The organism is Dyella caseinilytica, assembly GCF_016865235.1.
Taxonomy (GTDB): domain Bacteria; phylum Pseudomonadota; class Gammaproteobacteria; order Xanthomonadales; family Rhodanobacteraceae; genus Dyella_B; species Dyella_B caseinilytica.
On sequence record NZ_CP064030.1, the window covers coordinates 1,095,692 to 1,120,312 of the forward strand.

Annotated in this window: 26 protein-coding genes; 18 read left to right on the forward strand and 8 right to left on the reverse strand. The window is 61.2% G+C overall.

What is annotated here, in order from left to right; translation table 11 throughout:
- The first annotated feature begins 206 nt into the window (after positions 1-206).
- Genes leuS through nadD form a run of 4 tightly spaced genes read left to right on the forward strand, consistent with a single transcriptional unit; the run spans position 207 to position 5,153 of the window.
- Positions 207-2,855 carry a leucine--tRNA ligase gene (leuS, locus tag ISN74_RS04470; RefSeq protein WP_188797767.1) on the forward strand — a complete coding sequence of 883 codons (2,649 nt, stop codon included), beginning with the start codon at positions 207-209 and terminating at the stop codon, positions 2,853-2,855.
- Between the two features lie 4 nt (positions 2,856-2,859).
- The gene (locus ISN74_RS04475) at positions 2,860-3,459 is read left to right on the forward strand and encodes an LPS-assembly lipoprotein LptE (RefSeq protein ID WP_188797769.1); all 600 of its coding nucleotides are present in this window, start codon (positions 2,860-2,862) and stop codon (positions 3,457-3,459) included.
- A gap of 5 nt (positions 3,460-3,464) precedes the next feature.
- Complete coding sequence (gene holA, locus ISN74_RS04480) at positions 3,465-4,475, forward strand: DNA polymerase III subunit delta (protein ID WP_188797772.1); 1,011 nt, start codon at positions 3,465-3,467, stop codon at positions 4,473-4,475.
- Between the two features lie 33 nt (positions 4,476-4,508).
- Positions 4,509-5,153, forward strand: coding sequence for a nicotinate-nucleotide adenylyltransferase (gene nadD / locus ISN74_RS04485; protein ID WP_188797774.1), 645 nt, complete (start codon positions 4,509-4,511; stop codon positions 5,151-5,153).
- Positions 5,154-5,217: 64 nt separating this feature from the next.
- Here the strand turns inward: nadD and msrB are convergent, their stop codons facing one another.
- On the reverse strand, positions 5,218-5,844 hold the full coding sequence (gene msrB, locus ISN74_RS04490) for a peptide-methionine (R)-S-oxide reductase MsrB (RefSeq protein ID WP_229679003.1): 627 nt from the start codon (positions 5,842-5,844) through the stop codon (positions 5,218-5,220).
- Between the two features lie 18 nt (positions 5,845-5,862).
- Positions 5,863-7,587, reverse strand: coding sequence for a cytochrome c biogenesis protein DipZ (locus ISN74_RS04495; RefSeq protein WP_188797777.1), 1,725 nt, complete (start codon positions 7,585-7,587; stop codon positions 5,863-5,865).
- A 167-nt stretch (positions 7,588-7,754) separates the two neighbouring features.
- On the opposite strand from ISN74_RS04495, the gene ISN74_RS04500 reads away from it, so the two are divergent.
- From ISN74_RS04500 to ISN74_RS04525, 6 genes are all read left to right on the forward strand, one after another.
- A complete protein-coding gene (locus tag ISN74_RS04500; protein WP_308420745.1) occupies positions 7,755-8,432 on the forward strand; it encodes an RNA polymerase sigma factor in 678 nt (225 codons plus the stop codon).
- Positions 8,433-8,436: 4 nt separating this feature from the next.
- The gene (locus tag ISN74_RS04505; RefSeq protein WP_188797779.1) at positions 8,437-9,087 is read left to right on the forward strand and encodes an NrsF family protein; all 651 of its coding nucleotides are present in this window, start codon (positions 8,437-8,439) and stop codon (positions 9,085-9,087) included.
- Between the two features lie 131 nt (positions 9,088-9,218).
- Positions 9,219-9,608 carry a ribosome silencing factor gene (gene rsfS / locus ISN74_RS04510; protein WP_188797790.1) on the forward strand — a complete coding sequence of 130 codons (390 nt, stop codon included), beginning with the start codon at positions 9,219-9,221 and terminating at the stop codon, positions 9,606-9,608.
- Positions 9,609-9,885: 277 nt separating this feature from the next.
- Positions 9,886-10,356: a 23S rRNA (pseudouridine(1915)-N(3))-methyltransferase RlmH gene (gene rlmH / locus ISN74_RS04515; protein WP_188797792.1), complete on the forward strand. Its 471-nt coding sequence runs from the start codon at positions 9,886-9,888 to the stop codon at positions 10,354-10,356.
- A gap of 59 nt (positions 10,357-10,415) precedes the next feature.
- Positions 10,416-10,868: a GNAT family N-acetyltransferase gene (locus ISN74_RS04520; protein ID WP_188797794.1), complete on the forward strand. Its 453-nt coding sequence runs from the start codon at positions 10,416-10,418 to the stop codon at positions 10,866-10,868.
- A 45-nt stretch (positions 10,869-10,913) separates the two neighbouring features.
- Positions 10,914-11,783 (forward strand): class I SAM-dependent methyltransferase, encoded by an 870-nt coding sequence (locus ISN74_RS04525; RefSeq protein WP_188797797.1) that lies wholly within the window; start codon positions 10,914-10,916, stop codon positions 11,781-11,783.
- A gap of 66 nt (positions 11,784-11,849) precedes the next feature.
- Here the strand turns inward: ISN74_RS04525 and ald are convergent, their stop codons facing one another.
- A complete protein-coding gene (gene ald / locus ISN74_RS04530) occupies positions 11,850-12,968 on the reverse strand; it encodes an alanine dehydrogenase (RefSeq protein WP_188797800.1) in 1,119 nt (372 codons plus the stop codon).
- 158 nt (positions 12,969-13,126) lie between these two features.
- Here ald and ISN74_RS04535 point away from each other — a divergent pair, with 158 nt between their 5' ends.
- From ISN74_RS04535 to ISN74_RS04545, 3 genes are read left to right on the forward strand one after another with little or no spacing between them, the layout of a single operon-like run.
- Positions 13,127-13,600 (forward strand): Lrp/AsnC family transcriptional regulator, encoded by a 474-nt coding sequence (locus tag ISN74_RS04535; protein ID WP_188797801.1) that lies wholly within the window; start codon positions 13,127-13,129, stop codon positions 13,598-13,600.
- A 19-nt stretch (positions 13,601-13,619) separates the two neighbouring features.
- Positions 13,620-13,949, forward strand: coding sequence for a TfoX/Sxy family protein (locus ISN74_RS04540; RefSeq protein WP_188797803.1), 330 nt, complete (start codon positions 13,620-13,622; stop codon positions 13,947-13,949).
- Positions 13,950-14,006: 57 nt separating this feature from the next.
- Entirely contained in the window at positions 14,007-14,588 is a 582-nt protein-coding gene (locus tag ISN74_RS04545; protein ID WP_229679005.1) for a Maf family protein, read from the forward strand.
- Between the two features lie 17 nt (positions 14,589-14,605).
- Here the strand turns inward: ISN74_RS04545 and ISN74_RS04550 are convergent, their stop codons facing one another.
- A complete protein-coding gene (locus ISN74_RS04550) occupies positions 14,606-15,361 on the reverse strand; it encodes a CPBP family intramembrane glutamic endopeptidase (protein ID WP_203546701.1) in 756 nt (251 codons plus the stop codon).
- A 51-nt stretch (positions 15,362-15,412) separates the two neighbouring features.
- Positions 15,413-15,805, reverse strand: coding sequence for an MAPEG family protein (locus ISN74_RS04555; RefSeq protein WP_188799514.1), 393 nt, complete (start codon positions 15,803-15,805; stop codon positions 15,413-15,415).
- A 113-nt stretch (positions 15,806-15,918) separates the two neighbouring features.
- Between ISN74_RS04555 and ypfJ the strand changes: the two genes are divergently transcribed.
- Complete coding sequence (gene ypfJ, locus ISN74_RS04560; protein ID WP_188797809.1) at positions 15,919-16,779, forward strand: KPN_02809 family neutral zinc metallopeptidase; 861 nt, start codon at positions 15,919-15,921, stop codon at positions 16,777-16,779.
- A 311-nt stretch (positions 16,780-17,090) separates the two neighbouring features.
- Positions 17,091-17,462, forward strand: coding sequence for a YkgJ family cysteine cluster protein (locus ISN74_RS04565; RefSeq protein WP_188797811.1), 372 nt, complete (start codon positions 17,091-17,093; stop codon positions 17,460-17,462).
- On the opposite strand, the gene ISN74_RS04570 is transcribed toward ISN74_RS04565, so the two are convergent.
- Both ISN74_RS04570 and ISN74_RS04575 read right to left on the reverse strand, forming a co-directional pair.
- A complete protein-coding gene (locus ISN74_RS04570; protein ID WP_188797813.1) occupies positions 17,449-18,258 on the reverse strand; it encodes a dioxygenase family protein in 810 nt (269 codons plus the stop codon). The genes ISN74_RS04565 and ISN74_RS04570 overlap by 14 nt on opposite strands.
- Positions 18,259-18,408: 150 nt before the next feature.
- Positions 18,409-20,283 carry a DEAD/DEAH box helicase gene (locus ISN74_RS04575; RefSeq protein ID WP_188797815.1) on the reverse strand — a complete coding sequence of 625 codons (1,875 nt, stop codon included), beginning with the start codon at positions 20,281-20,283 and terminating at the stop codon, positions 18,409-18,411.
- 109 nt (positions 20,284-20,392) lie between these two features.
- Here ISN74_RS04575 and ISN74_RS04580 point away from each other — a divergent pair, with 109 nt between their 5' ends.
- Both ISN74_RS04580 and ISN74_RS04585 read left to right on the forward strand, forming a co-directional pair.
- Positions 20,393-21,142 (forward strand): SDR family oxidoreductase, encoded by a 750-nt coding sequence (locus ISN74_RS04580; protein WP_188797817.1) that lies wholly within the window; start codon positions 20,393-20,395, stop codon positions 21,140-21,142.
- A complete protein-coding gene (locus tag ISN74_RS04585) occupies positions 21,139-21,705 on the forward strand; it encodes a GNAT family N-acetyltransferase (RefSeq protein ID WP_229679007.1) in 567 nt (188 codons plus the stop codon). Before ISN74_RS04580 ends, ISN74_RS04585 begins: the two co-directional genes overlap by 4 nt.
- A 137-nt stretch (positions 21,706-21,842) precedes the next feature.
- Here the strand turns inward: ISN74_RS04585 and ISN74_RS04590 are convergent, their stop codons facing one another.
- Entirely contained in the window at positions 21,843-23,162 is a 1,320-nt protein-coding gene (locus ISN74_RS04590; RefSeq protein ID WP_188797819.1) for a DEAD/DEAH box helicase, read from the reverse strand.
- 198 nt (positions 23,163-23,360) lie between these two features.
- On the opposite strand from ISN74_RS04590, the gene ISN74_RS04595 reads away from it, so the two are divergent.
- On the forward strand, positions 23,361-24,593 hold the full coding sequence (locus tag ISN74_RS04595) for an MFS transporter (protein WP_188797822.1): 1,233 nt from the start codon (positions 23,361-23,363) through the stop codon (positions 24,591-24,593).
- The last annotated feature ends 28 nt before the right edge of the window (positions 24,594-24,621 follow it).

Here is a 24,621-nt window from a genome sequence, read left to right on the forward strand (position 1 = left end):
ATCCAAGCGTTGACAAGAGTTTTGATGTTGCTCCGCCCGGCGGCCGGCGCAAGCCTTGGCCCCTCACCTCAATCCTCTCCCCGGAGGGGAGAGGAGGCCAGCGCAAAGAGCCATGTTTTATGCCATTTCTGCTAGTCTGGCGCGTTCAACGCAGCGCATGGCGATGGACGCCTTGCGCTAGCGAAAACGCATAACGGCGCCGGATCATGCAGGACATTCAAGACCAGGGTTCCACGAACGATTACAACCCGCAGGCGGTGGAATCCGCCGCGCAGCAGTATTGGAACGCGCAGCACGCGTATGAGGTAAAAGAGGATCCCTCTCGTCCCAAGTACTACTGTCTGGCCATGTTGCCGTACCCATCCGGCGCGCTGCACATGGGCCATGTGCGCAACTACACCATCGGCGATGTGATCAGCCGTTTCCAGCGCATGAACGGTAAGAACGTGCTGCAACCCATGGGTTGGGACGCATTCGGCTTGCCGGCGGAAAACGCGGCGATCAAGAACAACACCGCGCCAGCCAAATGGACTTACAAGAACATCGACCACATGCGTGAGCAGCTCAAGTCGCTGGGCTACGCCATCGACTGGTCACGCGAATTCGCCACCTGCCGCCCGGACTACTATCGCTGGGAACAGCTGATGTTCACGCGGTTGATGAAGAAGGGTATGGCCTACCGCAAAAACGCGGTGGTGAACTGGGATCCGATCGACCAGACCGTGTTGGCCAACGAGCAGGTGATCGATGGCCGCGGCTGGCGTTCCGGCGCGCTGGTGGAGAAGCGCGAGATCCCGCAGTGGTTCCTCAAGATCACCGATTACGCGCAGGAACTGCTCGACGGCCTGGACACACTGCCCGGCTGGCCGGATGCAGTGAAAACCATGCAGCGCAACTGGATCGGTCGCAGCGAAGGTCTGGAAATCCACTTCGCGGTGGAACACTCTGCGTCAGAGCAGGAAGCCGAGCCGCTCACGGTTTTCACCACGCGTCCCGATACCTTGATGGGCGTGACCTTCGTTTCCATCGCCGGCGAACATCCGCTGGCGCTCAAGGCGGCCAAGAGCGATCCGAAGCTGGCTGCGTTCCTGGATGAACTCAAGCATGGCGGCGTGTCCGAGGCTGAGCTGGAAACCCAGGAAAAGCGCGGCATGCCGACCGGCCTGTTCGCTATTCATCCCATCACGGGCGACAAGGTGCCGGTGTGGGTGGCCAACTTCGTGCTCATGGGCTACGGCACCGGCGCGGTGATGGCGGTGCCTGGCCATGACGAACGCGATTTTGAGTTCGCGCACAAATACAGGCTGCCGATCAAGCAAGTGATTGCGGTCGAGGGCGCCGATGCTGAGTACGACCCGCAGCATTGGAAAGAGTGGTATTCGGACAAGACCCGCGCTGATATGCGTGTGGTGAACTCTGGCGATCTCGACGGCAAGACCTATCGTGAAGCCTTCGACTTCCTCGCCGATAAGCTGCAGACGAACGGCAAGGGCTTGCGCCGCGTCAACTGGCGCCTGCGCGACTGGGGCGTTAGCCGCCAGCGCTACTGGGGCTGCCCCATTCCGATTATCTATTGCCCGCAGTGCGATGCCGTGCCGGTGCCGGAAGACCAACTGCCGGTGGTGTTGCCGGAAGATGTCGCTTTCTCCGGCGTGCAATCGCCGATCAAGGCCGATCCCGAGTGGCGCAAAACCACCTGTCCGCAGTGTGGTGGTCCAGCCGAACGCGAAACGGATACCTTCGATACCTTCATGGAATCGAGCTGGTATTACGCCCGTTACACCAGCCCGGGCGCGAACGGTCAGGTGGACGAGCGTGCCAACTACTGGCTGCCGGTGGATCAATACATCGGCGGCATCGAACACGCGATCCTGCATCTGCTCTATTTCCGCTTCTATCACAAGCTGATGCGTGACGCGGGTCTGGTCAAATCGGATGAGCCCGCTACCAATCTGCTGTGCCAGGGCATGGTGATTGCCGAGACCTTCTATCGCGAAAACGCTGATGGTTCGAAGGATTGGATCAATCCCGCTGACGTCGAAATCCATCGCGATGAAAAAGCGCGCGTCACGGGTGCGGTGCTGAAGGCCGACGGCAAGCCGGTGCTGATCGGTGGCATCGAGAAGATGTCCAAGTCCAAGAACAACGGCGTCGACCCCCAGACCATGGTGGAGAAATTCGGTGCGGACACCGTACGCCTGTTCTCCATGTTCGCCGCGCCACCGGAACAGTCGCTGGAATGGAGCGAAGCCGGTGTGGAAGGCATGGCGCGCTTCCTGCGCCGCTTCTGGCGTGAAGTGCTCACGCACGTCAGTCAGCCGGATCATCCAGAGGTCGATCTGACGGCGCTTGATGCCGGTCAGAAAGCCCTGCGCCGCCAACTGCACGAAACCATCCAGAAAGTCAGCGACGACTTCGGCCGCCGCCATGCTTTCAACACAGCGATTGCTTCGCTGATGGAACTGCTCAACGCCTTGAGCAAGTTCTCCGATCAGAGCGACCAGGGCCGCGCTGTGCGTCACGAAGTGCTGGAAACCATGGTGCTGCTGCTCAACCCGGTAGTGCCACATGTCAGCCATACGCTGTGGCAGGCGCTTGGTCATTCGCAGCGCGTGCTGGATGACCAGCCGTGGCCGAAGGTGGATCCACAGGCGCTGGTACGCGATTCGCTGACCTTGGCCGTTCAGGTGAACGGCAAGCTGCGCAGTACCATCGAGGTACCGGCCAGCGCCTCGAAGGAGGAGGCCGAGGCGCTGGCGCGTGCGAACCCGAATGTGGCAGCTTTCCTCGAAGGCCAGACTGTACGCAAGGTCATTGTCGTGCCCGGCAAGATCGTCAACATCGTCGCAGGATGATTTCATGAACCACCGCATGCTCAAGATCGTTTCACTGCTGTCCGTGCTTGCACTCGCGGCCTGCGGCTTCCACCTGCGTGGCAGCGCGGCCTTGCCCAAGGGCATGGAGCGCGTGCACATCACGGTCAGCGGCGGCGGCGATTTCCAGCGCAAGTTGGCGCGCGCCTTGCTGGCATCGAACGTAGTTATTGAGGACAAGGGCGGCCCGGGCATTGCCGAGTTGCATGTGCCGGCGCAGAACTTCACCGTCCAGAGTCTGACGATCAGCGGTGCTGCACAGGTGACCGAATTCGCCGTGCGCTTCCATGTTGCGTTTACCGCATCCGATGCCAACGGCAAGACGCTCGTACCGATGGAAACCATCAACCTGCAGCGCGAATACAGTTACGAGGCCAGCCAGGTGGTGGGTACGCAATCGCAGATGGAGCAAATCCAGGGCAGCCTGATCGATGACGCCATCCAGGCGATGCTGTTCCGTCTGCAAGCCGTTGCGAAGCATGGCGAGGCAGCTGCAGCCAAAGCGGCGGGACCATTGCCGGCGGATGCCAGCACCACGCAGGAGCCGACCCAGTATATGAATCCGTCGTTCGATAGCGGCGATTAAGTCCTATGCCGTTTAACCACGCGCAGTGGCAGAAGGCACTGGCTGCCAACAGCCTGAGCCCCGTGTACCTGCTCGCCGGCGAAGAGTTACTGGTGCTTGAAGCTGCCGATGCCTTGCGCGCAAAAGCGCGCAAGCTCGGTTACACCGAGCGCACCGTGCTCGATGTCGTCGCACATTTCGACTGGGATGAACTGGCCCGCTCTGCCGCCGGCATGTCCCTGTTCGCTACGCGCCGCCTGCTTGATCTACGCCTTCCCACCGGTCGCCCCGGCATCGAAGGCGCCAAGGCGATTACCGAGTTCTGTGCCAATCCACCGCCTGACGTCACTCTGCTGATTACGGCGGTGGAGTGGAGCAATAAGCACGAGGGTGCGTGGACCAAGCAAGTCGACAGCGCGGGTGCCCTGGTAGTGTTCAATGCGCCGCGGCCGAACGAGTGGGAAGCCTGGATCGGTGCACGCCTTGCGTCACGAGGTCTCACCGCTTCGCCCGAGGCCGTTTCCCTGCTTGCTGAGCGTGTAGAAGGCAATCTGCTCGCCGCTGCGCAGGAAATCGACAAGCTGGTAGTACTGCACGGGCAGGGCAGGATCGATGCTGCCGAGATGGAACATCTGGTCGCCGATAACGCACGCTACGATGCGTTCAAGCTCACGGATGCGGCATTGGGTGGCGACGGCGCGCGCGCCTTGCGCATTCTCGATGGTCTGCGCGCCGAAGGCGACGAACTCATCGCCTTGATGGGCTGGCTGGTCAATCAACTGCAATTGGCGCTGCGCTTGGCCAACGCCCACGACTTCGCTGCACAAGCTCGCGCCGAACGCTTGTGGCCCGCGCGCGAACAACTTTTCCGCAAGGCGTTGCGCCGCGCTCCACGCGAACACTGGATGCAATGCCTGGCGCGCGCTGCGCGTATCGACCGCATCGCCAAAGGGCGCGAGGCCGGTGACGCGTGGCTACAAACCCAGCGTTTGATCGCGGCGATCGCCGAGCCGCGTGCAGCGCAGGCGTTGGCGTAATGAATCGCAGGTACGGTCAGTAGGAAGCCTTGCATGAAACCGCTCGCGATCTTTGGCGGCACCTTTGACCCGATTCACATCGGTCACCTCAGCGTTGCCTGGGAAGCCGCCGAACTGCTCGACGCCGAAGTGCGCTTGATGCCAGCCAGCGTGCCACCTCATCGTCTGCCACCCACCGCCAGCGCGGAACAACGTGTGGCGATGCTGCGTGCCGCGTTGCGCGGGCAGTCGCGCCTGACGCTCGATACGCGCGAACTGGACCGCAGCGGGCCTTCCTACACCATCGATACCTTGCATGAACTGCGCAAGGAATTCGGAGATCGCCCGCTGGTGCTGTTGCTCGGTGCCGATGCTTTTGCCGGATTGCGCAGCTGGCAGCGTTGGCGCGAATTGTTCGACGTCACGCATATCGGCGTGATCAATCGCCCTGGCGTTGATACATGTATTTCAGTCGAGCTGGAGCGCGCAGTGGCGCCGCGCCGCACGGAGGATCTTGCCGTTATTCGCAGACAGCCGGCGGGGCGCATGATCGAGCTGGTGGTGACGCCGCTGGAGGTCTCTGCGACACGTATTCGCGAGTTGCTTGCCGTGGGAAGGGATCCGCGTTATCTGCTGCCTGCCGGGTTGTTTGATGATCCGGCGTTGTTGGCACCTTATCGCGAATCGTTTGCGCATTGAGGGCGTGCTGCAGATCTTGTCAGGTGATGCTGCGCAAACCCAACCAATGCCGTGCGCATCGGATTCAACTCACTCGAAACGCCACAAAACTCATCGCCACCGAATTCATGCAATAACGCAACCCCGTCGGCGCCGGCCCGTCATCAAACACGTGCCCAAGATGGCTATCACAGCCCGCACAAGTAACAGCAGTGCGAACCATGCCGTAACTGGTGTCGCGATTCTCGATCACATTCTGCTTCGCAATCGGCTGCCAGAAACTTGGCCAGCCGGTGCCGGAGTCGAATTGTGTCGCCGCATCGAATAACGCGGTACTGCAACCCGCGCAACGATAGAGACCTTTGCTGTTGGGTTTTTCATGCGATCCGCTGAATGCCATCTCCGTGCCGGCACGGCGCATCACGTTAAAGGCAGCGTCGGAAAGACGCTGGTGCCATTGCGCATCGGTTAGCACCAGTTTTTGAACATGACAGGGGCCGAGATTGTGGCCGTCATCGTCGGAGAAGCATTCGAGCAGCATGTCTTGCGCCGGCATGGCCGCCGGAGTGGCGGCTGTCATGACGTTGCGATTTTTTCCTCCAAGCAGGCGGATGGCCGACACGCTGCCAACGGCAAGTGCGGCACCACCACCGAATACGGTGAGGAGGAAGCGGCGCCGATCCATGGTCTTGTTGGCGAACGTGGAGCTCATGCGAATCTCCTGTGAGTCTCAGCCGAAAGTGAAGGCGTAGACGTGTACGCCAGAATCAAGAAAGGTGATTTCGAAAACGCGATCGCCGGTGCCGTGCGTCTGGCGTACGAGCTGATAAAGACGCTGGCTGGTGACGGTACCGTTGCCGTCGGCATCGATATCCGCGCCGTGATCCGCACCTGGCGCCTTGCCGTCGAGTGTGACGCGGAAGCGTACGGGCTTGCCGTCGCTGTCCGGGCCAAGCACAAGATGCAAATCACGGCCTTGAAAGCGGTAGACGATGCTGCCGTCTGCTTGATCGAGTTTCGCGCTTTGTTTGCCGACGATCCAATGACCGTTCAACGCCCATTCGTTGATCTGCAATGTGTCGGGAGCGTGATAGTTCAAGCTGTCGTCGTGTGCAATCTGTCCGCTGGCGAAATGTTCGCTGCGCGCATAGCCGACATAGGTTTCCGGTGAGCGGTTCGTATCACCGGAACTGGCGGCTTCCGCGCCAGCAGCGTTGGGTTGCACGTAGCCAGTGGGCAGGTTCGTATAGCCGGCGTCGCTCAGAAGGCGGCGGATCAGGTCTTCGCTGCCGGCATAGTCGCCTTCGCCGAAATGATGGCCGCGAATCTGGCCTTGGGCATCGATGAAGTAATGCGCGGGCCAGTATTCGTTGTTGAAGGCTTGCCAGATGGCATAGTTGCTGTCGACGGCCACCGGATAGGTGATGCCGAAATCACGCACGGCCTTGGCAACATTGGCGGGATCTTTCTCGAAAGCGAATTCCGGTGAATGCACGCCGATCACCACCAATCCATGATCGCGGTATTTCTGCGCCCACGCATTCACGTAAGGCAGAGAACGGATGCAATTGATGCAGGAATAGGTCCAGAAATCGACCACAACCACCTTGCCACGCAACGATTCAGGTGTGAGCGGCGGGCTGTTGATCCATTGCGTCGCGCCGGACAGGGCGGGCAATTCGCCTTCCACCGGCAGCTTGTCACCGGCTTTGGGCGCAGGTGATGCGGCAACCGGGGCAGGTCGTACAGCGTCGAGCAGGTGTTGTTCAATGCCGTTGGTGCTGGCTAGCGAAACACGCGTCAGCCAACCCGTATCTACACCGAGCGCAATGGCCACGACGCCACAGAGCACCAGTGCGCCCAGGCCACGGCGTACCCATTCGCCCGCACCCAGCGAGCGTTTCATCAGGGCGAAGACACGGCCGCCCACCAGCAGCGCCAGCGCCAGCGAAACGGCGGCACCGCCCGCATAGGTGAGCAGCAGCAACGCAGTCTGCACATTGGCGCCATTCAGCGCGGCGCCGGTGAGTATCGTGCCCAGGATGGGGCCAGCGCAGGGTGCCCACAGCAAACCGGTGGCAATGCCCAGACCTGCTGCAGACCAGGGCGAATCCTTCTGCAGCGACGAACGCTGGCTGAGTGTATTGCCCAGCTTCACAAACGGTCGGCTGATCCAGTCGGCCAGATGTGACGAAAGCAAACTTGCGCCGAATATCGCCAACACCGCCAACGCGAGATAGCGCCCGTACTGATTGGCATGTACAGCCCAGCCGCCAGCGACGGCAGCCAGCGAGGCGACCAGCGTAAAGGTAAGCATCATGCCGGCGAGCATCGGCAGGCCATTGCGTAGGAAAGGGCGGTCCGCCCGCGCAAAGACAAAGGGCAGGATCGGCAGGATGCACGGGCTGAGGATGGTGATCAGGCCGCCCAGGAAGGTTGCAATCAGCAGGAGCATGTATCGGCTCGTTGGATTCGTTTCAGTCGACTATTCGCTGCTCATGATGCGCCGGTTACGTCCGCGGGTGGACCGATTCATTCAAACATGTATGACGCGGTTTCGTTTCTGTAACGGGCGTACGTCCTGGAGCGAAAGTAGCAAGAGGCGCCCGAATGTATGCAGCGATGTCGCAAATCCTGGCTTTGAATACCTTGACCTTTGACGGAACGTGGGTACTACTACGGGAGCGTTTACGCCAAGCCCCGGGTATCGACACGTCCGTGCAAGCCGAATTCAACAGCGCCAGCGAACAGACTGACCGGCAACGGGCAGCATGGATGGCCGCCGCGCAAGCAGGCGACCAGCGCGCCTATGCGCGCTTGCTGAACGAATCGGTCGGGTTGATTCGGGCGGTGGCGCGGCGACAGGGTGTGGCGACAGACGCGCTGGATGATGTGGTGCAGGAAACCCTGCTGACCGTGCATCGCGTTCGCCACACCTTCGATCCTGCCCGTTCGTACGATGCATGGCTGGCGGCGATTGCCGCGCGCCGTGCGATCGATGTCTTGCGCGGGCAGGGCCGGCGCGATCGACGCGAAGTGCACGACGAGCTGGCCTATGACAACCATGCCGATCGCGACGACGCCACCGCCAGTGCCGAGCGGGCGCAGGAAGCGATGCGCTTGCGCAAAGCTATCGATACCTTGCCGCCGGGCCAGCGCGAAGCTGTCGAGCAGTTGGGTTTGAAGGAGCGCTCGCTGGCTGAGGCGGCGAAGTATACCGGTCGCAATACCGGCGCATTGAAAGTGAACCTGCATCGCGCATTGAAGACCTTGCGCGATCGACTGAATGGAGACAGCTGATCCGATGTCCGACGCATCGCGCCACGAAGCCTTGATCGACGTGCTCGGCGCCGAACTGACGCCGGTGCGGCGCTTGGCGCCGCCGTGGCGGCGTGCGTTGGGCTGGCTGCTGGTGGTGGCGGTCATTGCCGTCGTGCTGTTCGTCCGTTATGGCGCCAGCACCATGTTGCATCGCTGGGCTGCGGCGCCGGACCTGGGCTGGGCGGCCATCGGGGCGGTGACTACGGCCATCACGGCGTCCCTGTCGGCCTTTGCGCTGGCAGTGCCGGGCCGCTCCCTGCGCTGGATGTGGCTGCCGGTGCCCAGCGCCGTGTTGTGGATCGGCGCGAGCGGCCTGGGCTGTTTGCGGGCGCACATTCCGGGCATGGCGGTGCTGGATCTGCACGAAGCCAATCATTGCCTGATCTTTATCGTCAGTTTCTCGATCCCGCTGTCGGGCTTGCTCATCTGGCTGTTACGGCGCGCCTGCCCGCTGCGGCCGGTACTGACGGCGGTCTTGGTGGGCCTGGCCAGCGCGTCAGCCTCGGCCAGCCTGCTGGAGATCTGTCACAACTTCGACGCCGCGGCGTCCGATCTGCTGATGCACGCGATCGCGGTGGGCATCGTGATCGTGACTAATGCGCTGCTGGGCGGCCGCTTGCTGTTCCGTGCCTGAGCCGCTGTCGCGCCGATCCCGACTCTGAACGGGGCGGGGGCCGCCAAACCGCTTGACCTGCTGTCATGGCAAGGCGGATATACTGCAGCCGCGCCATCCCGCGCAGTCGATACGCTGAGAGGCCCCAACTCTTGATCACATCCCACCATGCCAAGGCCGTCAACACGGCCACCCTGCGCAAGACCGTTATCGCCGCACTTGAAGATCTCAAAGCCAAAGACATTCGTGAGATCGATGTTCGCGGCAAAACTTCTATAGCCGACCTGCTCGTGATTGCTTCCGGCACCTCGGCACGCCACGTCAAATCCATCGCCGACGAAGTGGTCAAGTTCGCCAAAAAGGCGGGCGTGATGCCGCTTGGTGTCGAAGGCGAACAGGAAGCGGAGTGGGTGCTGGTGGATCTGGGTGACGTAATCGTGCACGTCATGCTGCCGCGCATCCGCGAATTCTATGGGCTGGAACGCCTGTGGACCGTTGGTGACCGCGACGCCGAGGGCGAAGCTGCCCTGGCAACGGGCTAATAAATGAGCCTGCCTCATGCCCTCGCGTAGTCCGCGTTGTTTCTGAGAGGCCGTCAGGTGGCAGTGCGTGACGCAGAGCCATACTCACTGTATGGCCAAGCCGCGCGCTGCCGCATGGCGGCCTCTCAGAAACAACCCTTCGGGCCGGGTCTGTTTGCCCGTATGCCTACGTCATCACTCAGTTGTGTATCGACATACACGCCCTCGTTCTTCCTTGTCCTGCGTGCAAACAGATCCCGGCGCGGACCACGCGAGGGCACGAGGCAGGCTCACTAGCATGCGTGCCCGCCTAATCGCCATCGGCGAACGCATGCCCGCATGGGTAGCGGAAGGGTTTGCCGAATACCGCAAACGGCTATCCCACGATTTGCCTCTTGAATTGATCGAACTGAAGCCCGGCACACGCGGCAAGGGCCGCGATGATGCGCGCGCGATGCAAGATGAAGGTGCTGCCATCCTCGCTGCGTTACCTCGCGACATTCACGTCATCGCACTTGATGGCCGCGGCAAGACCTGGTCCAGTGAAGAACTCGCAGAGCAACTTGCGAAATGGCGCATGGCCGGCCGCGATCTGGCCTTTCTGATCGGCGGTCCAGATGGCCACTCTGCTGAAGTTTTGGCGCGTGCTGATCAAAAGTGGTCATTGGGTCCGCTGACCTTGCCGCATATGCTGGTGCGGTTGGTGCTGGCCGAACAGCTTTATCGCGCAACGACCTTGCTTGCCGGTCATCCCTACCATCGCGCGTAACGCAGGCCGACATAAGTCTCCGGCGCGGTGATGTATCGCGCCTTATCCCAGGAGACCGCATGAGCTTCAGCATTCGCCAAGCCACCATCCATGATCTCGACACGTTGGTGCCGCTGTTCGACGGCTATCGACAGTTCTACCTGCAACCCACGGATCCAGAGCGTGGGCGGCGTTTTCTTGCCGAGCGGTTTGCGCACCACGAATCAGTGATTCTGCTGGCAAGCGATGAGCGGGGTGCAGGACTTGGTTTTGTCCAGCTTTATCCGTTGTTCTCTTCGGTGAGTGCGACGCGCATGTATTTGCTCAACGATCTGTTTGTGTCAGCTAATGCGCGGCGGCAGGGCGTGGCCAAGTCATTGATGACTGTCGCGGCGGATCTTGCACGCAAGCTTGGCGCTGTCAGCATGACGCTAGCGACGGCGTTGGATAACCAGCCTGCACAAGCGTTGTACGAATCGCTGGGATGGCAGCGCGAAAAGCATTTTTGCGAATATGTGTTGGCGCTGACGTAGGTTGGGTTACGCTCTGCTAACTCAACCGACGGATGGAACTGTGGCATGACAGTCACGACGGAAAACATCATCCAGACCGGCGAACCAAGCCGCACGGCATGGCGCGTTGCCACGTTGCGAGCGGTGCATCAATTGCTCGACGAGCCTGTGGTGCTGGACGACCCGATTGCCTTGCCGATCCTCGGTGCCGAATTCGAGGCGGAACTGCGCGAAGATCCTTATGCCTACAATGAACCGCTTGCGCGTGGTTTGCGCGCCGCGTTGGTGGTGCGTAGCCGCGTGGCGGAAGATGAGTTGGCGCGTGCGGTGGATGCGGGCGTTCGGCAATACGTGGTATTGGGTGCGGGACTCGATACCTTTGCTTACCGCAACCCGCATCACGGCGTGGATCTGCGCGTGTTCGAAGTCGATCATCCATCGACGCAGCAATGGAAGCGGCGCTGCCTGCATGAAGCGGAGATTGCCTCGCCGGAAAGCCTGGTTTTCGCACCCGTGGATTTCGAGCGTGGCACGCTCGCGCAAGGGCTGGCGGATGTTGGTTTTCGCAGCGATCAGCCGGCTTGTTTTTCATGGCTGGGTGTGACGATGTATCTCACTGAAACGGCCATCATGGAGACCTTGGGTTTCGTCGCACAGCGACCTAAAGGCAGTTCCATCTGTTTCGATTACCGCGTGCCCGAAGCCATGCTCAATCCGATCCAGCGTGTCATCGGCGAAGTGATGGGGCAACGTGCGGCGGCAGTGGGTGAGCCGTGGATTTCTGCTTTTGATCCTGCCGTGCTGCAGAAGCAGTTGCTTGAGCTAGGTTTCAGCGAAGCGGAAACCTATGATCCGGATACGCTCAATCTGCGATATCTATATCGCCGTAAGGACGGATTGCGTACCGGTGGGCGCGTGATGTGCGCGAGAGTTTGAAGCGTGCCAGATATGACTCCCTCCCCTTGCCAAGAAGGGGAGGAAGTCGATGCAGCTTTATGCTGATTACAGCCCGATCGCCGTTTCAGCCTTCACGTACGGCAGGTTGTGCGCCTGAGCTACCGGCTCACAGGTCACCTTGCCTTCGAACACATTCAGGCCGTTGCGCAGATGGACGTCTTGCGCCAGCGCCTTCTTCCAGCCGTTGTTGGCCAGCGACAGTGCGAACGGCAGGGTGACGTTATTGAGTGCAAACGTCGACGTACGCGCCACGGCGCCCGGCATGTTGGCGACGCAGTAATGCACGACGCCGTCGACCACGTAGGTCGGGTCGGAATGCGTGGTGGCATGCGAGGTCTCAACGCAGCCGCCCTGGTCGATGGCGACGTCGACGATCACCGAGCCCGGCTTCATCGTGCGGACCATGTCATGCGTGACCAGTTTCGGTGCCGCAGCGCCCGGTACCAGCACGGTGCCGATCAACAGGTCGGCGCGGCGCACCAGTTCCTCGATGGCGGAGCGGGTCGAGAACACGGTGGAGATCGAGGTGCCGAACTGGGTGGCGAGACGCTTCAGGGCGTCAGCCGAACGGTCAACCACGGTCACCTTGGCGCCCATGCCTACGGCGATCGTGGCCGCATGGGTGCCAGACACGCCGCCGCCCAGGATCACCACTTCAGCGGCCGGCACGCCCGGCACGCCGCCGAGCAGCACGCCGCGTCCACCCTGTGCTTTTTCCAGCGAGTGCGCACCCACCTGCGGAGCCAGGCGACCGGCGACTTCGGACATCGGAGTCAGCAAGGGCAGCGCGCCGTTAGCGGCGGTCACCGTTTCATAAGCGATGCAGATGGCGCCGGAGGCGACCAGGTCGTGGGTCTGCTCGGCGTCGGGAGCCAGGTGCAGGTAGGTGAACAGGATCTGGCCCTTGCGGAGCTTCTTGCGCTCGACGGCCAGCGGCTCCTTCACCTTCACGATCATGTCGGCTTCGGCAAAGATCTGGTCGGCATTGTCGACGATCGTGGCGCCGGCGGCGATGTAGTCGGCATCGGTCAGGCCCGCGCCGATACCGGCATCCTTCTGCACCATGACCTGGTGGCCGTTATGCACCAGTTCCTGCACGGATGATGGGACGAGGCCTACGCGATACTCGTGATTCTTGATCTCTTTCGGCACACCGATGCGCATGAATATTCTCTCTGAAAAAGGGTGGTCGCGTACCGGACCTCCCGGTTTCGCGCGGATCGCAGTATGATCGAGACATTGCACAATTTCTCGCTGATTATGAGCCTGATTAGGCTTAAATTTCGTATGAAATTCGAAATAATCTGGTATTCGTGGCAGGTATGACGAATAACTTTCCCCCTTTGGATGACCGGGATCGGGCCATCCTCCGACTACTTCAGCAGGATGGCCGTCTGGCCAATCAGGATCTTGCCTTACAGATCAATCTGTCCCCATCGGCGTGCCTGCGACGGGTCAAATTGCTTGAGGAGCGAGGGCTGATTTCAGGTTATGTGATGTTGCTGGACGAGAAAGCGGCCGGTCTGCCAGGCACGGCGTTCGTGCTGGTGACGCTCGACCAACAGGGCCGTGCCGCGCTGGATGCATTTGAGGCGGCCATCCAACGGCATCCGGAAGTCACGGAATGCTGTCTGCTCGCCGGCACCGCCGATTACATGGTGCGCGTGGTCTATGCCGATTCCGCAGATTTCGAACGTATCCACACCGAAATCCTGACTCAGTTGCCAGGTGTGGTACGCGTGCAGTCGACGTTGGCGTTACGTACCGTCAAGAAGACCACGGCCCTACCTATGTGAGTGGCAACAGGGAGTTTGCATGGCACGAGACAAGGGTTTGGAAGAACTGTTGAACGATGAATTGGCCGATGAACATGGCATCACACAGAAGGCGATGTTCGGCGGCTGGGCCTGGCTGTTCAACGGCAATCTGCTTTGCGGTGCCCGCCATGACGGCATGTTGGTGCGCTTGGGCAAAGGCCAGTATGGATGGGCGCTGCATGTGCCGAGTATCGTGCCGATGATGTCCGGCAGCCGTCACATGGATGGTTGGGTGCGAGCCGCTCCCGAAGCCTATGGCGACGACGCGCTGCGCCGCAAATTGATCGATGCGGCGTTGGTGTTCGCGCGATCATTGCGGGCGAAGTAAACAAGTCATCGTCACGCCACGTTATGCTCGACGTGATCATTATTGATGGAGGAAGGCGTGCTTTATCTTGCTTCGCAATCACCGCGCCGTCGCGAATTACTGCAACAAGCCGGGCTGGTTTTTTCCGTGCAGGACGTTAACGTGCCCGAGCATCGCGCGGTAGATGAATCACCGCAGGATTACGTTCACCGGGTCGCACGCGATAAGGCGCGTGCAGGGCTCGCGCGCTTGCAGGCGGACGATGGCGTAGATGCGGTCGTGCTCGGCGCGGATACCGAAGTAGTGCTGGATGGCGATGTTTTCGGCAAGCCGCAACATGCCGATGATGCGGCAGCGATGTTGCGTCGCCTTTCCGGGCGTACGCACGAAGTGATTTCAGCCGTTTGGCTAGTGGCGGAAGGGCGCGAGCAAGGTGATGTCTGCGTGTCGCGTGTTCGCTTCGCGCCGCTCGATGAAGCCATCATTGCCGCCTACGTCGCCAGCGGTGAACCCTTCGGCAAGGCTGGCGCTTATGCGATCCAGGGGTGTGGCGCCACGCTGATCGAACACCTTGATGGCAGTTATTCCGGTGTGATGGGATTGCCGTTGTTCGAAACAGTGCGGTTGCTCAAACGCTTCAATCTGGTTGTGCCGGTGTAACGCTCATACGCACCGGCTTATGTCGCAGCAAACAGTGCAATCAGCGCAAACAAGTTGTAGACCCCATGCGTGATGACCGCAGGCCACAGGGAGGCTGATTTAAGCCGTAGCCAGCACAGCACCGCAGCGAGCAGGATCAGGTTTGGTATGGCGTACCACTGAAAATCCAGACCGCCCAGATGCACAACGCCAAACAGCGTCGAGCAGATCGCGACCGACCAGCGTGTGGAGAGTCGATGCATCAACGCGGAAAGCAGCACACCGCGGAACAGCAATTCCTCGATCATGGGACCAACCGTGATAGCCACGATGGCCAGCGGCAGGCGCAGATTGCCCGATGCCTGACGGCTGAGTTCTTCCACGTTCTGGGTAATGTCGTGACCATGCGCCAACAGCTTCGTGATCATCGCGCCGATAGGCGGCATGATCAGGCCCATCAACAAAGCCGCCACGTACCAATGCGCGGACAACGGTGCATGCCATCCGAAACCTGGCGGTCTTGGCCGTGGCCACAACGCAGGCCATGCACGATGCACGAGCCAGAACATCAGCAAGGCGATGAGCGGTAAGCCCAGGATCACCAGCAGCGCATTGCTGTCGGGATTGGACAATGTGTGCCAGACGCGCGCGTGCACTTGTGCATGCGAGAGATCCGGATGGCGCAGCGTCTCCAGCAAACCAATCGCCGCGCTGACCACCGTACCGGCGGCTATCTGCAGCAGAAAATAAATCACGATCAGACCGAGCGCATACAGTACGCCCGGGATTCGCATCGTGCCCGCCGGCGGTGCCGGCCTGCTGGGCCATATCGTCATGGTGGGGCTTCAGCCTGCCAGCGTGGCACGTACCAACCCCAGCGCCGCCATCACCGCGAGTGCCCCCCAGCCCACCATGCTGACGAGGTAGCCCGGGCCTCGCTTCTTGGCATCCTGCAGATAGGCCAGTGCATACCAGGCACGCCCAAGCACCCAAACCAAGCCGGCCAGCCCTGCCCAAAACACGTAACCGTAATGTGCGGCCAGCCACAATGTGGGGAGGAACATCACCGTGTTTTCCAGCGTATTCATCTGTACGCGATAGGCGCGCTCGAAGGCGGGATGTCCGACGGTTGCCGGGGCTACGATGCCGTATTTCCCGCGTGCGTGACCCACGGCGAACATCACGCCGAATTGCAGGACGACCGTCAGCAGCGTCACCAGGGCGGGCAGGTTTTGGATCATGATGAACTCATGTGGCAAGGAGATGCCACTTTAGCGGTTTGGTGCGAAGCTGTGGGCAGCGGCCAGGGTGGCCGGACGGCGCATTGACAACGTATTGAGTCGGGGGATGTATGGACTGGCAGAAAGGCGAAGAAAGTCAGAATGTGGAAGTCGATAGCGGCGGCGGTGGTGGCGGCCGCGGTTTTGGCGGTGGCCGCATGGGGATCGGCGGTCTGATCATCCTGGCTTTACTGGGCTGGATCTTCTTCAAGAATCCGCTGGCCTTGCTGGACCAGAGCGGTGGTCAGCCAGGTACCTCCGCACCGAGCAGCCAACCGGCACAAGTCGATCCGCAGCAAAAGGAATTCGTGTCGCGCATTCTCGGATCGACCGAAAAGACCTGGGGCGATATTTTCAGCAGCATGGGCCGCACCTATGTCGATCCTAAGCTCGATCTCTTCAGTGGCGGTGTAAATACCGCGTGTGGTGCGGCATCAACCGCGGTGGGGCCGTTCTATTGTCCGGGGGACCAGAAGGTTTATCTGGACCTGGATTTCTTCCGGGAACTGGATACACGCTTTCACTCCAGCGGTGATTTCGCCCGCGCCTATGTGATCGCTCATGAGGTGGGCCATCATGTGCAGAACCAGTTGGGCATCTTTGCCAAAGTGAGTCAGTTGCAGCGGCAAGGTGTGCCGATGGAAGGCGCCGATGGCTTGTCGGTACGACAGGAATTGCAGGCGGATTGTTTTGCCGGCGTCTGGGCCAATCGCACCCAGCAGCGCTTGCAATGGTTGCAGCCTGGCGACGTTGAGTCAGCACTGAATGCCGCCAGCCAGATCGGCGACGACACCTTACAGCGTGAAGCCCGCGGCACCGTGGTGCCGGATTCGTTCACGCATGGCACATCCGCGCAGCGTGTGAAGTGGTTCAAGACCGGCCTGCAGAGTGGCGATATCCAGCAGTGCAATACGTTTAGTGGGCCGCTTTGAATAGCAGATATGCAGCGCTGTTTTTCTGTCGCGTAAAGAGTGCAGATCTGTGCATTTTCGAGATGTCTCATTACGCCTCACCGTCATCCTGGCGAAAGCCGGGATCCAGTGTCTTTCTGCACCAAAGTCGCTGGATCCCGGCTTTCGCCGGGATGACGGTGAGGTAAGACGGCTCCTCTCGCCAAAGTTAAGTCCGGGACGGGGACTGAGCTTAGGGACGTACAGGCTTGGTTTCTGGCACATGCTCAGTATCCAGGTCATTGCTAGACTCTCCCGCGAGTGCGCCAGGGGGCGCGTGCCATCCATCATCCATGACTCATCCGTGCCTGCACTGCGGCGCCTGTTGTGCGCATTTTCGTGTGGCTTTCCACTGGTCCGAAGCTGAGTCGGATATGGGGGGCGAAGTGCCGCGTGAGCTTACGGAAAAACTCGACCCACATCGTCTGGTGATGCGGGGCACGCAGGCGTCCCACCCGCGCTGTATGGCGCTGGAAGGTGTTGTCGGGCAGGAGGCATCCTGCGGTATCTATGCGCGACGTCCTTCCGTGTGCCGGGAAGTGCAACCTTCCTGGGAGTTCGGAGTACACAGCCCGCAATGCGATAAGGCGCGTCTAGCGCATGGCTTGCGGGTGCTGGGTCAGGAAGATTGGGTCACGAAGTCCGGCGCGATCACGCTGCCGTGACGGCCATGTCCTCGGTGTCGAAGCGATAGATATCCATCGCCAGAAATCCTAAGTCGATACCCGCATCAATGCGTTGCGCGGCGGTGTGTTCGCCCGCAGCACCGAGTGCCACATAAAGCGGTAATAGGTGTTCGTCGGTCGGATGCGCACGCTCTGCAAACGGTGCCTGGCGACGGTAATCAAGCAACGCGCCGATGTCACCATCCTGCATCTTCTGTTCGATCCATCCGATGAACGGGCGCACATACGGCGCTTCCTTCTCCTGGCTGTAACCGGCGCGAAAATCGTGCAAATTGTGGGTGATGCTGCCGGAGCCGATCACCAATATGCCTTGCTCGCGCAGGGGTGCCAGGGCGCGGCCCACAGCGTATTGATGCGCGGGTCCGAGGTTTGGCTGGATGGATAACGGCACAACCGGGATGTCGGCATGCGGATATAGCAGTCGCAGTGGCACCCACGCGCCGTGGTCCAGCCCGTGAGTCGGATCGAGTTGCGAAGCGAGTCCGGCTTGGTCAAGCAAGCGTGCGATATGCAAGGCGAGCTCGGGCGCGCCCGGAGCCGGATAGCGAATCTCGAACAGTTCGCGCGGAAAGCCGTAGAAATCGTGGATGGTTTCGGGCTGCGGCGCGCCACCGACGGTGGGTTGATGCGCCAACCAGTGTGCACTGGCGATCACGATCGCCTTGGGCCGGGGCAAGTCTGCAGCCAGCTCCGCCAGTCGCTCGCCGACCTTGCCAGGGTGCAAGGCGGTCATAGGGGAACCGTGGGAGATGTACAGGCTGGGTAGGGTGGTCATGGCCACCACAGTATGGGCTCGTCGCGGTCTTTACAGCAGCTGGCGATGTGAAACGCAGCGTTGCAAATGCAGAACAATCCGTACTGGCCACCGACTATGCATGGCCTTCATTTCCCCTTTTACGGGAATGAAGGCCATACGGATTGTCGTTTACTTCCGCCGCGGCGGCTTCCCACCACCCGGCTTCCCGCCGCCATGGCCATGCGGCTTCGGTTTGCCGCCGTGGCCGCGTGCATGCGCCGGCTTGAAGCCCGGTTTGTGCGGCGGGCGTTCGCCGACGGTATCGTCCTTGCCATCCCATTCGCTGATGCGCAGTGACTGCTGGTTCACCCACACCTTTTTCAGGTGCTGGAAGATTTCACCCGGCATGCCGTCAGGTAGGTCGATCAGGCTGTAATCGCCGCGGATGCTCAGGCGGCCGATGTACTGGGCTTCCAGTCCGGCTTCGTTGGCGATGGCGCCGATGATGTTGCCGGGCTTCACGCCGTGCTCGTGTCCCACTTCGATGCGATAGGTGCGCTTGCCCGCTTCGGTCGCGTGCGGGCGCACCTGGCGCGGTGCGAAGTCGCGTTGATCACCATCGCGATGACGCGGTTCACGTGCAGGACGGCGTGCTTCGCCATCGTGTGCATGGCTGGGACGTGCGTCGCGCTCGCGCGAATGTTCGCGTTGTTCGCGTTTCGTCGGCGGTTCCAGCAGCAGCGGGCGATCACCCTGCGCAATGCGCGCCAGTGCGGCGGCGATTTCGACGGCCGGGATGTTGTGTGCCTGCTCGAACTGCTCGATCAGTTGCTGGAACTGCTCCAGACCGCCCATGGCGAGCGTATCGGAGATGTTTTGCTTGAAGCGCTCAATGCGGCGGTCGTTGACGGCTTCGACGGTCGGCAGCTTCATTTCTTCGATCGGTTGGCGCGTGGCGCGCTCGATCGCGCGCAACATGCCTTTCTCGCGCGGTGTCACGAACAGGATGGCTTCGCCGCTACGTCCGGCACGGCCGGTGCGGCCGATACGGTGCACGTAGCTTTCGGTGTCGTAGGGGATGTCGTAATTCAGCACGTGACTGATGCGTTCCACATCCAGGCCACGCGCAGCGACGTCGGTAGCCACCAGGATGTCGAGCTTGCCGTCCTTGAGCTGCTGGATCACGCGTTCGCGCTGCGGTTGGGCGATATCGCCGTTGATGGCGGCAGCGGCCAGACCGCGCGCCTGCAGTTTCTCGGCCAATTCCTCGGTCGCCTGCTTGGTGCGCGCGAAGATGATCATCGCGTCGAAGGGCTCGGCCTCGAGAATGCGGGTCATCGCATCCAGCTTGTGCATACCGCTCACCCACCAGTAGCGCTGGCGAATGTTTGCTGCGGTGGTAGTGGCGGCCTTGATGGTGACTTCGACCGGTTCCTTCAGATGTCGCTGGGCGATCTTGCGAATCGGCGGCGGCATGGTGGCGGAGAACAACGCCACCTGGCGCTGCGGCGGCATGGTCTGCATGACCTTTTCGACGTCGTCGATAAAGCCCATGCGCAGCATTTCGTCGGCCTCGTCGAGCACGGCAAAGCGCAGTTCGGATAGATCCAGTGTGCCGCGGTCAAGATGATCGATCACGCGACCCGGCGTACCGACCACAACGTGCACGCCGCGACGCAGCGCCTGCAATTGCGGGCCATAGCTTTGTCCGCCGTAGATGGGCAGCACCTGGAAGCCCGGCATATGCGCGGCATAGCGCTGGAACGCTTCGGCCACCTGGATGGCCAATTCACGCGTCGGCGCCAGCACCAGCGCCTGCGGCTTGCCGGGGCGCATTTCGATGCGGGAGAGGATTGGCAGCGCGAAAGCAGCGGTCTTGCCGGTGCCGGTCTGCGCCTGGCCCAGCACATCGCGCCCTTCCAGCAGCGGCGGAATGGTGGCGGCCTGGATCGGCGAAGGCGATTCATAGCCCACATCGGTCAAGGCACGTAGCACTTCCGGTTTAAGCGCAAGCGCAGAGAAGCCAGCGGAAGCCGGTTCGTGGTCAGGGGACGGGGACGACATGGGAGAAACCTCGACGAGGCATGCACGGCGGCATGCAGGAGAATGGACACTATTGTAACAGCCTCAGACGCACATACCCTTGCCTGACAGGTGTTATAGGAACATGAGCATGAAAAATCGCTTGAAAGACCGCATTGCCTTGGTGACTGGCGCTTCATCCGGCATTGGCGAAGCGACCGCTTTGGCCTTGGCCGAGCAGGGCGCCAAAGTGGCGATCGCGGCACGCCGCAAGGATCGACTCGACCAGCTTGCCGGCAAGCTGGTCGAGCTCGGCGCCGAGCCGCTCGTGCTGCCTGCCGACCTGATTCGTGAAGCAGAGGCACAGCGCATCGTGAAGGAGACTGAGGCGCATTACGGCCGCCTGGATATTCTGGTCAACAACGCGGGCGTGATGTACCTGGAACCGGTAGCCGAAGCCGATCTCGGTCGCTGGCGCAGCATGCTGGAATTGAACGTGCTGAGCCTGATCGCTTCCACCCAGGCCGCGCTCGCCGGTATGCGGGCGCGTCGCGATGGACATATCGTGAATGTGGCGTCGGTGGCCGGGCGGGTTGCCAATCCCGCCGCAGCCGGTTACGCCGCGACCAAATTCGGTGTTGTCGGTTTTTCCGAATCGCTGCGACGCGAAATCTACAAAGACAACATCCGTGTCAGCGTGATCGAACCAGGCATGGTGGATACCGAGCTGCGCGAGCATGTCGCGCATGAGGCAAGCCAACGTGCCGTGAACGCGCGCGCAAGTGAGACGCGGCAGCTGCAGGCTGAAGACATTGCCGACACGATCCTGTTCTGTGTCACGCGACCGGATTACATGTGCATCAACGAAGTGCTGTTGCGTCCAACGGATCAGGAGCGGTGAGCGAACACGTAATGGCTGCACCGTTGCTGCAAACACCACGGACTCGCATTCGCCTGGCTGATGATGCCGATGCACCGAAATTGCTGCGTTATCGCCTGGAAAATCAGGCGCATCTGTCATCGTGGGAACCTCTGCGTGAGTCGGAGTACTACACCCTGGCGCATTGTGCGAAGACGATTGCCGAGGGGCGTGTGCATGCGAGCCAGGATCGAGGTTATCCGTTGATCGCATTCGATCTGGATGAGCAGCACATTCTCGCCACGTTTACGTTCGCCAACCTCGTGCGTGGTGCGTTTCAGGCGTGTCACCTTGGGTACGGCGTTGCCGCGCGGATGCAAGGTCAGGGGCTGATGCAGGAGATTTTGCGACCCGGGATAGATTGGGCCTTCGACGAACTGGACCTGCATCGCGTGATGGCCAATTACCTGCCGCGCAATGAACGCAGTGCGAAGCTGCTGACACAACTGGGGTTTGAGCGTGAGGGCTACGCCAAGCGCTATTTGCAGATTGCCGGGGTGTGGGAGGACCACATCCTGACGGCGCGGGTGCGGTCTGAGGTGTGAGCCTTTATATCTCTGCGGAAGACTCAATTTCCCTCAGCGTCATCCCGGCGAAGGCCGGGATCCACGCTTCGCACTCGCCATGGATCCCGGCCTTCGCCGGGATGATGCTGAGGAAAGAACAGATATCTGGAGAATCGTTACGCCTTCGCCGCCGGTCTGCGCCCACCCGAGCGCCGCTTGCGATTACCCATGGCGTGTTCGCCGCCACCATTGCTCTGCTGCTTATGCCCGTGCGGGCGATGCGACGAACCACCCTGCCGCTGCGGGCGCGCCTGGCGCTGTCCCTGTTTCGGACGTGGCGCTTGTGCATCCAGCCGCAACGGTGAAGACAATTCGAAGCCCGGCACTTCGTTGATCGCGATGTCCTGATTGAGCAATTTGCGAATATCGCGCAGCAGCCCGGATTCCTCATGGCTGACCAGCGACAGCGCAATGCCTTCGGCACCAGCGCGGCCTGTACGGCCGATGCGGTGCACGTAATCTTCGGCCACCATCGGCAGGTCGTAGTTGATCACGATCGGCAATTGGTCGATGTCGATACCGCGTGCGGCGATGTCGGTAGCCACCAGCACGGTGATGCGTCCGCTCTTGAAGTCGCTGAGCGCACGCGTACGTGCGTTCTGGCTCTTGTTGCCGTGAATGGCGGCAGCGCGCAAACCTGATTGCTCCAGGTAGCGCACCAGCTTGTCCGCGCCATGCTTGGTGCGGCTGAATACCAGGGTCTGACGACGGCTGTCCTGGCTCAGTACGTGCAACAGCAGGTCGCGCTTGCGTGACGCATCCACCGGATGCACGTGATGGCTCACCGTGTTGGCCACACTGTTGGCTGGCGTGACCGACACCTCGCGCGGTGAATGCATGAACTGCATCGCCAGCGATTTGATTTCCGGTGCGAAAGTGGCGGAGAACAGCAGCGTCTGGCGCTGCTTGGGCAATGTGCCGATGATCCGCTTGAGCGAGGGCAGGAAGCCCATGTCGAGCATGCGGTCGGCTTCATCCAACACCAGTACCTGGATGCCGCTGAGATCGATCGTGCGCTGCTGCATGTGATCGACCAGTCGTCCCGGCGTGGCAATGACGATATCGACACCGCGGCGCAAGGTCTGCATCTGCGGACCCATGCTCACGCCGCCGTAGATGGCGGCGCTGCTGATGCGCAGGTGCTTGCCGTAATCACGCACGTTATCGAGGATCTGCGCGGCGAGTTCGCGCGTCGGCGTCAGGATCAGCGCATGCGGACGGCGCGTGCCCGCTGGTGCGCCGGTTGATAGCCGCTGTAGCAACGGCAGGGAAAAGGCAGCGGTCTTGCCGGTGCCGGTTTGTGCGGCAGCGAGCAGATCGTGACCTTCCAGCACCACGGGAATGGCGCCGGCCTGGATGGGGGTGGGTTCGGCGTAGCCTTGATCGGCAAGCGCGCGCAGCAACGCAGGGGCTAGGCCCAGCGATTCAAATGACATGTAAAGCTCCTGTGTGCAACCCGGAGCTCTTGATGCAGAACCGCGTTGCTGTTTCGGTAGGTATATATGGGGCGTCGGGGAAGCGTGACCGCCCGGATGGGCGTACCCATCCGCGGAGTATACATGAAGCGCAGTTTCGCCGTCGGTGCGCTCGTTCAGGCGTGATAGCCTCCCGCAGTCGCAAATCGGGAGTACCGCATGTCCGTCCTGTCAGCCTTGCGTGAATTGAACCACGAGCAACGGCATACCGTGCTGGCGAGTTTCCTCGGATGGACGCTCGACGCGTTCGACTATTTCATCTTCACGTTCGTGATTGTTGGCATCGCCAATGAGTTTCACGTCGACCGCACCGAAGTCACCTTGGGCGTGTTTCTGACCCTGGTGGCCCGTCCCATCGGCGCGTTCCTGTTCGGCCGCCTGGCTGATCGCTATGGACGCCGGCCGATCCTGATGATCGACGTGATCCTGTTTTCGGTGTTTGAGTTGGCCACTGCGTTTTCGCCGACGATTACCGTGCTTTTGGCGATGCGCTTCCTGTTCGGCGTGGCGATGGGAGGCGAGTGGGGCATTGGCGCGTCGCTGGTGATGGAGTCGATTCCGCCGAAATCGCGTGGGCTGGTGTCAGGCCTGCTGCAGAGCGGTTATCCCTGCGGATTTTTCATCGGCGCACTGGTCAACTGGCTGCTGGTCGACCACATCGGCTGGCGTGGATTGTTCGTCGTCGGTGCCGTGCCAGCCCTGTTGGTGCTGTATATCCGCCGCAAGGTGCCCGAATCGCCGGCCTGGGAAGCCAGTCAGGCCCAGCATGGCAAGCGCAGCCTGGGCGAGGCCATGCGCGGGCATTGGAAACTGGCGATCTACCTGATGTGCCTGATGGCTGCCTTCAACATGTTCAGCCACGGCTCGCAGGACATGTACCACACCTTCGAAGAGGTGGATCTGCATCTGCCGACTGGATCGAGCGCAGCGTTCGTGCTGGTGGCTTTGCTCAATCTCGGCGCGCTGGTCGGTGGCATTTGCTTCGGCGCCTGGTCGGAAAAGATCGGCCGGCGCCGCGCCATGATGATCTCTGCGCTGCTCGCTATTCCGGTCATTCCTCTCTGGACCTACGGTGGCTCAATGCTGCTGTTAGGGATCGGGGCATTTCTGATCCAGGTGATGGTGCAGGGCGCATGGGGCGTGGTGCCGACCCATCTCAACGAGCTGTCGCCGGATGCTGTACGCGGCACCTTGCCGGGTTTTGCCTACCAGATGGGCAACCTGATCGCGGCGGGAACCGCCACGGCGCAATCCTGGCTGGCCAGCCAGCACGGGCTGGGCCTGCCGCTGGTGATGTCGTTGTGGATCGGGGTCGTTGCCCTGCTGCTGGCTGTGCTGGTGTGGCTGGGACCGGAGGCGCGGGGCGTAGGCTTCGGCCAGCCGCGTAGCTGATAGAATCGCCGCTTTCGCTTCTATCGAG

What these genes read in the sequence shown, in the direction of transcription:
- msrB (WP_229679003.1), bottom strand. Translation starts at nt 5,844, where the DNA reads ATGAGCTCCACGTTCGCCAACAAGACCATGGATCGGCGCCGCTTCCTC.
- ISN74_RS04595 (WP_188797822.1), top strand. Translation starts at nt 23,361, where the DNA reads ATGTCCGTCCTGTCAGCCTTGCGTGAATTGAACCACGAGCAACGGCAT.
- ISN74_RS04525 (WP_188797797.1), top strand. Translation starts at nt 10,914, where the DNA reads ATGACAGTCACGACGGAAAACATCATCCAGACCGGCGAACCAAGCCGC.
- ISN74_RS04505 (WP_188797779.1), top strand. Translation starts at nt 8,437, where the DNA reads ATGTCCGACGCATCGCGCCACGAAGCCTTGATCGACGTGCTCGGCGCC.
- ISN74_RS04520 (WP_188797794.1), top strand. Translation starts at nt 10,416, where the DNA reads ATGAGCTTCAGCATTCGCCAAGCCACCATCCATGATCTCGACACGTTG.
- nadD (WP_188797774.1), top strand. Translation starts at nt 4,509, where the DNA reads ATGAAACCGCTCGCGATCTTTGGCGGCACCTTTGACCCGATTCACATC.
- leuS (WP_188797767.1), top strand. Translation starts at nt 207, where the DNA reads ATGCAGGACATTCAAGACCAGGGTTCCACGAACGATTACAACCCGCAG.
- ISN74_RS04565 (WP_188797811.1), top strand. Translation starts at nt 17,091, where the DNA reads ATGACTCATCCGTGCCTGCACTGCGGCGCCTGTTGTGCGCATTTTCGT.
- ISN74_RS04540 (WP_188797803.1), top strand. Translation starts at nt 13,620, where the DNA reads ATGGCACGAGACAAGGGTTTGGAAGAACTGTTGAACGATGAATTGGCC.
- ISN74_RS04495 (WP_188797777.1), bottom strand. Translation starts at nt 7,587, where the DNA reads ATGCTCCTGCTGATTGCAACCTTCCTGGGCGGCCTGATCACCATCCTC.
- ISN74_RS04580 (WP_188797817.1), top strand. Translation starts at nt 20,393, where the DNA reads ATGAAAAATCGCTTGAAAGACCGCATTGCCTTGGTGACTGGCGCTTCA.
- ald (WP_188797800.1), bottom strand. Translation starts at nt 12,968, where the DNA reads ATGCGCATCGGTGTGCCGAAAGAGATCAAGAATCACGAGTATCGCGTA.
- ypfJ (WP_188797809.1), top strand. Translation starts at nt 15,919, where the DNA reads ATGGACTGGCAGAAAGGCGAAGAAAGTCAGAATGTGGAAGTCGATAGC.
- ISN74_RS04535 (WP_188797801.1), top strand. Translation starts at nt 13,127, where the DNA reads ATGACGAATAACTTTCCCCCTTTGGATGACCGGGATCGGGCCATCCTC.
- ISN74_RS04475 (WP_188797769.1), top strand. Translation starts at nt 2,860, where the DNA reads ATGAACCACCGCATGCTCAAGATCGTTTCACTGCTGTCCGTGCTTGCA.
- holA (WP_188797772.1), top strand. Translation starts at nt 3,465, where the DNA reads ATGCCGTTTAACCACGCGCAGTGGCAGAAGGCACTGGCTGCCAACAGC.
- ISN74_RS04500 (WP_308420745.1), top strand. Translation starts at nt 7,755, where the DNA reads ATGTCGCAAATCCTGGCTTTGAATACCTTGACCTTTGACGGAACGTGG.
- ISN74_RS04590 (WP_188797819.1), bottom strand. Translation starts at nt 23,162, where the DNA reads ATGTCATTTGAATCGCTGGGCCTAGCCCCTGCGTTGCTGCGCGCGCTT.
- ISN74_RS04575 (WP_188797815.1), bottom strand. Translation starts at nt 20,283, where the DNA reads ATGTCGTCCCCGTCCCCTGACCACGAACCGGCTTCCGCTGGCTTCTCT.
- ISN74_RS04570 (WP_188797813.1), bottom strand. Translation starts at nt 18,258, where the DNA reads ATGACCACCCTACCCAGCCTGTACATCTCCCACGGTTCCCCTATGACC.
- rlmH (WP_188797792.1), top strand. Translation starts at nt 9,886, where the DNA reads ATGCGTGCCCGCCTAATCGCCATCGGCGAACGCATGCCCGCATGGGTA.
- ISN74_RS04550 (WP_203546701.1), bottom strand. Translation starts at nt 15,361, where the DNA reads ATGCGAATCCCGGGCGTACTGTATGCGCTCGGTCTGATCGTGATTTAT.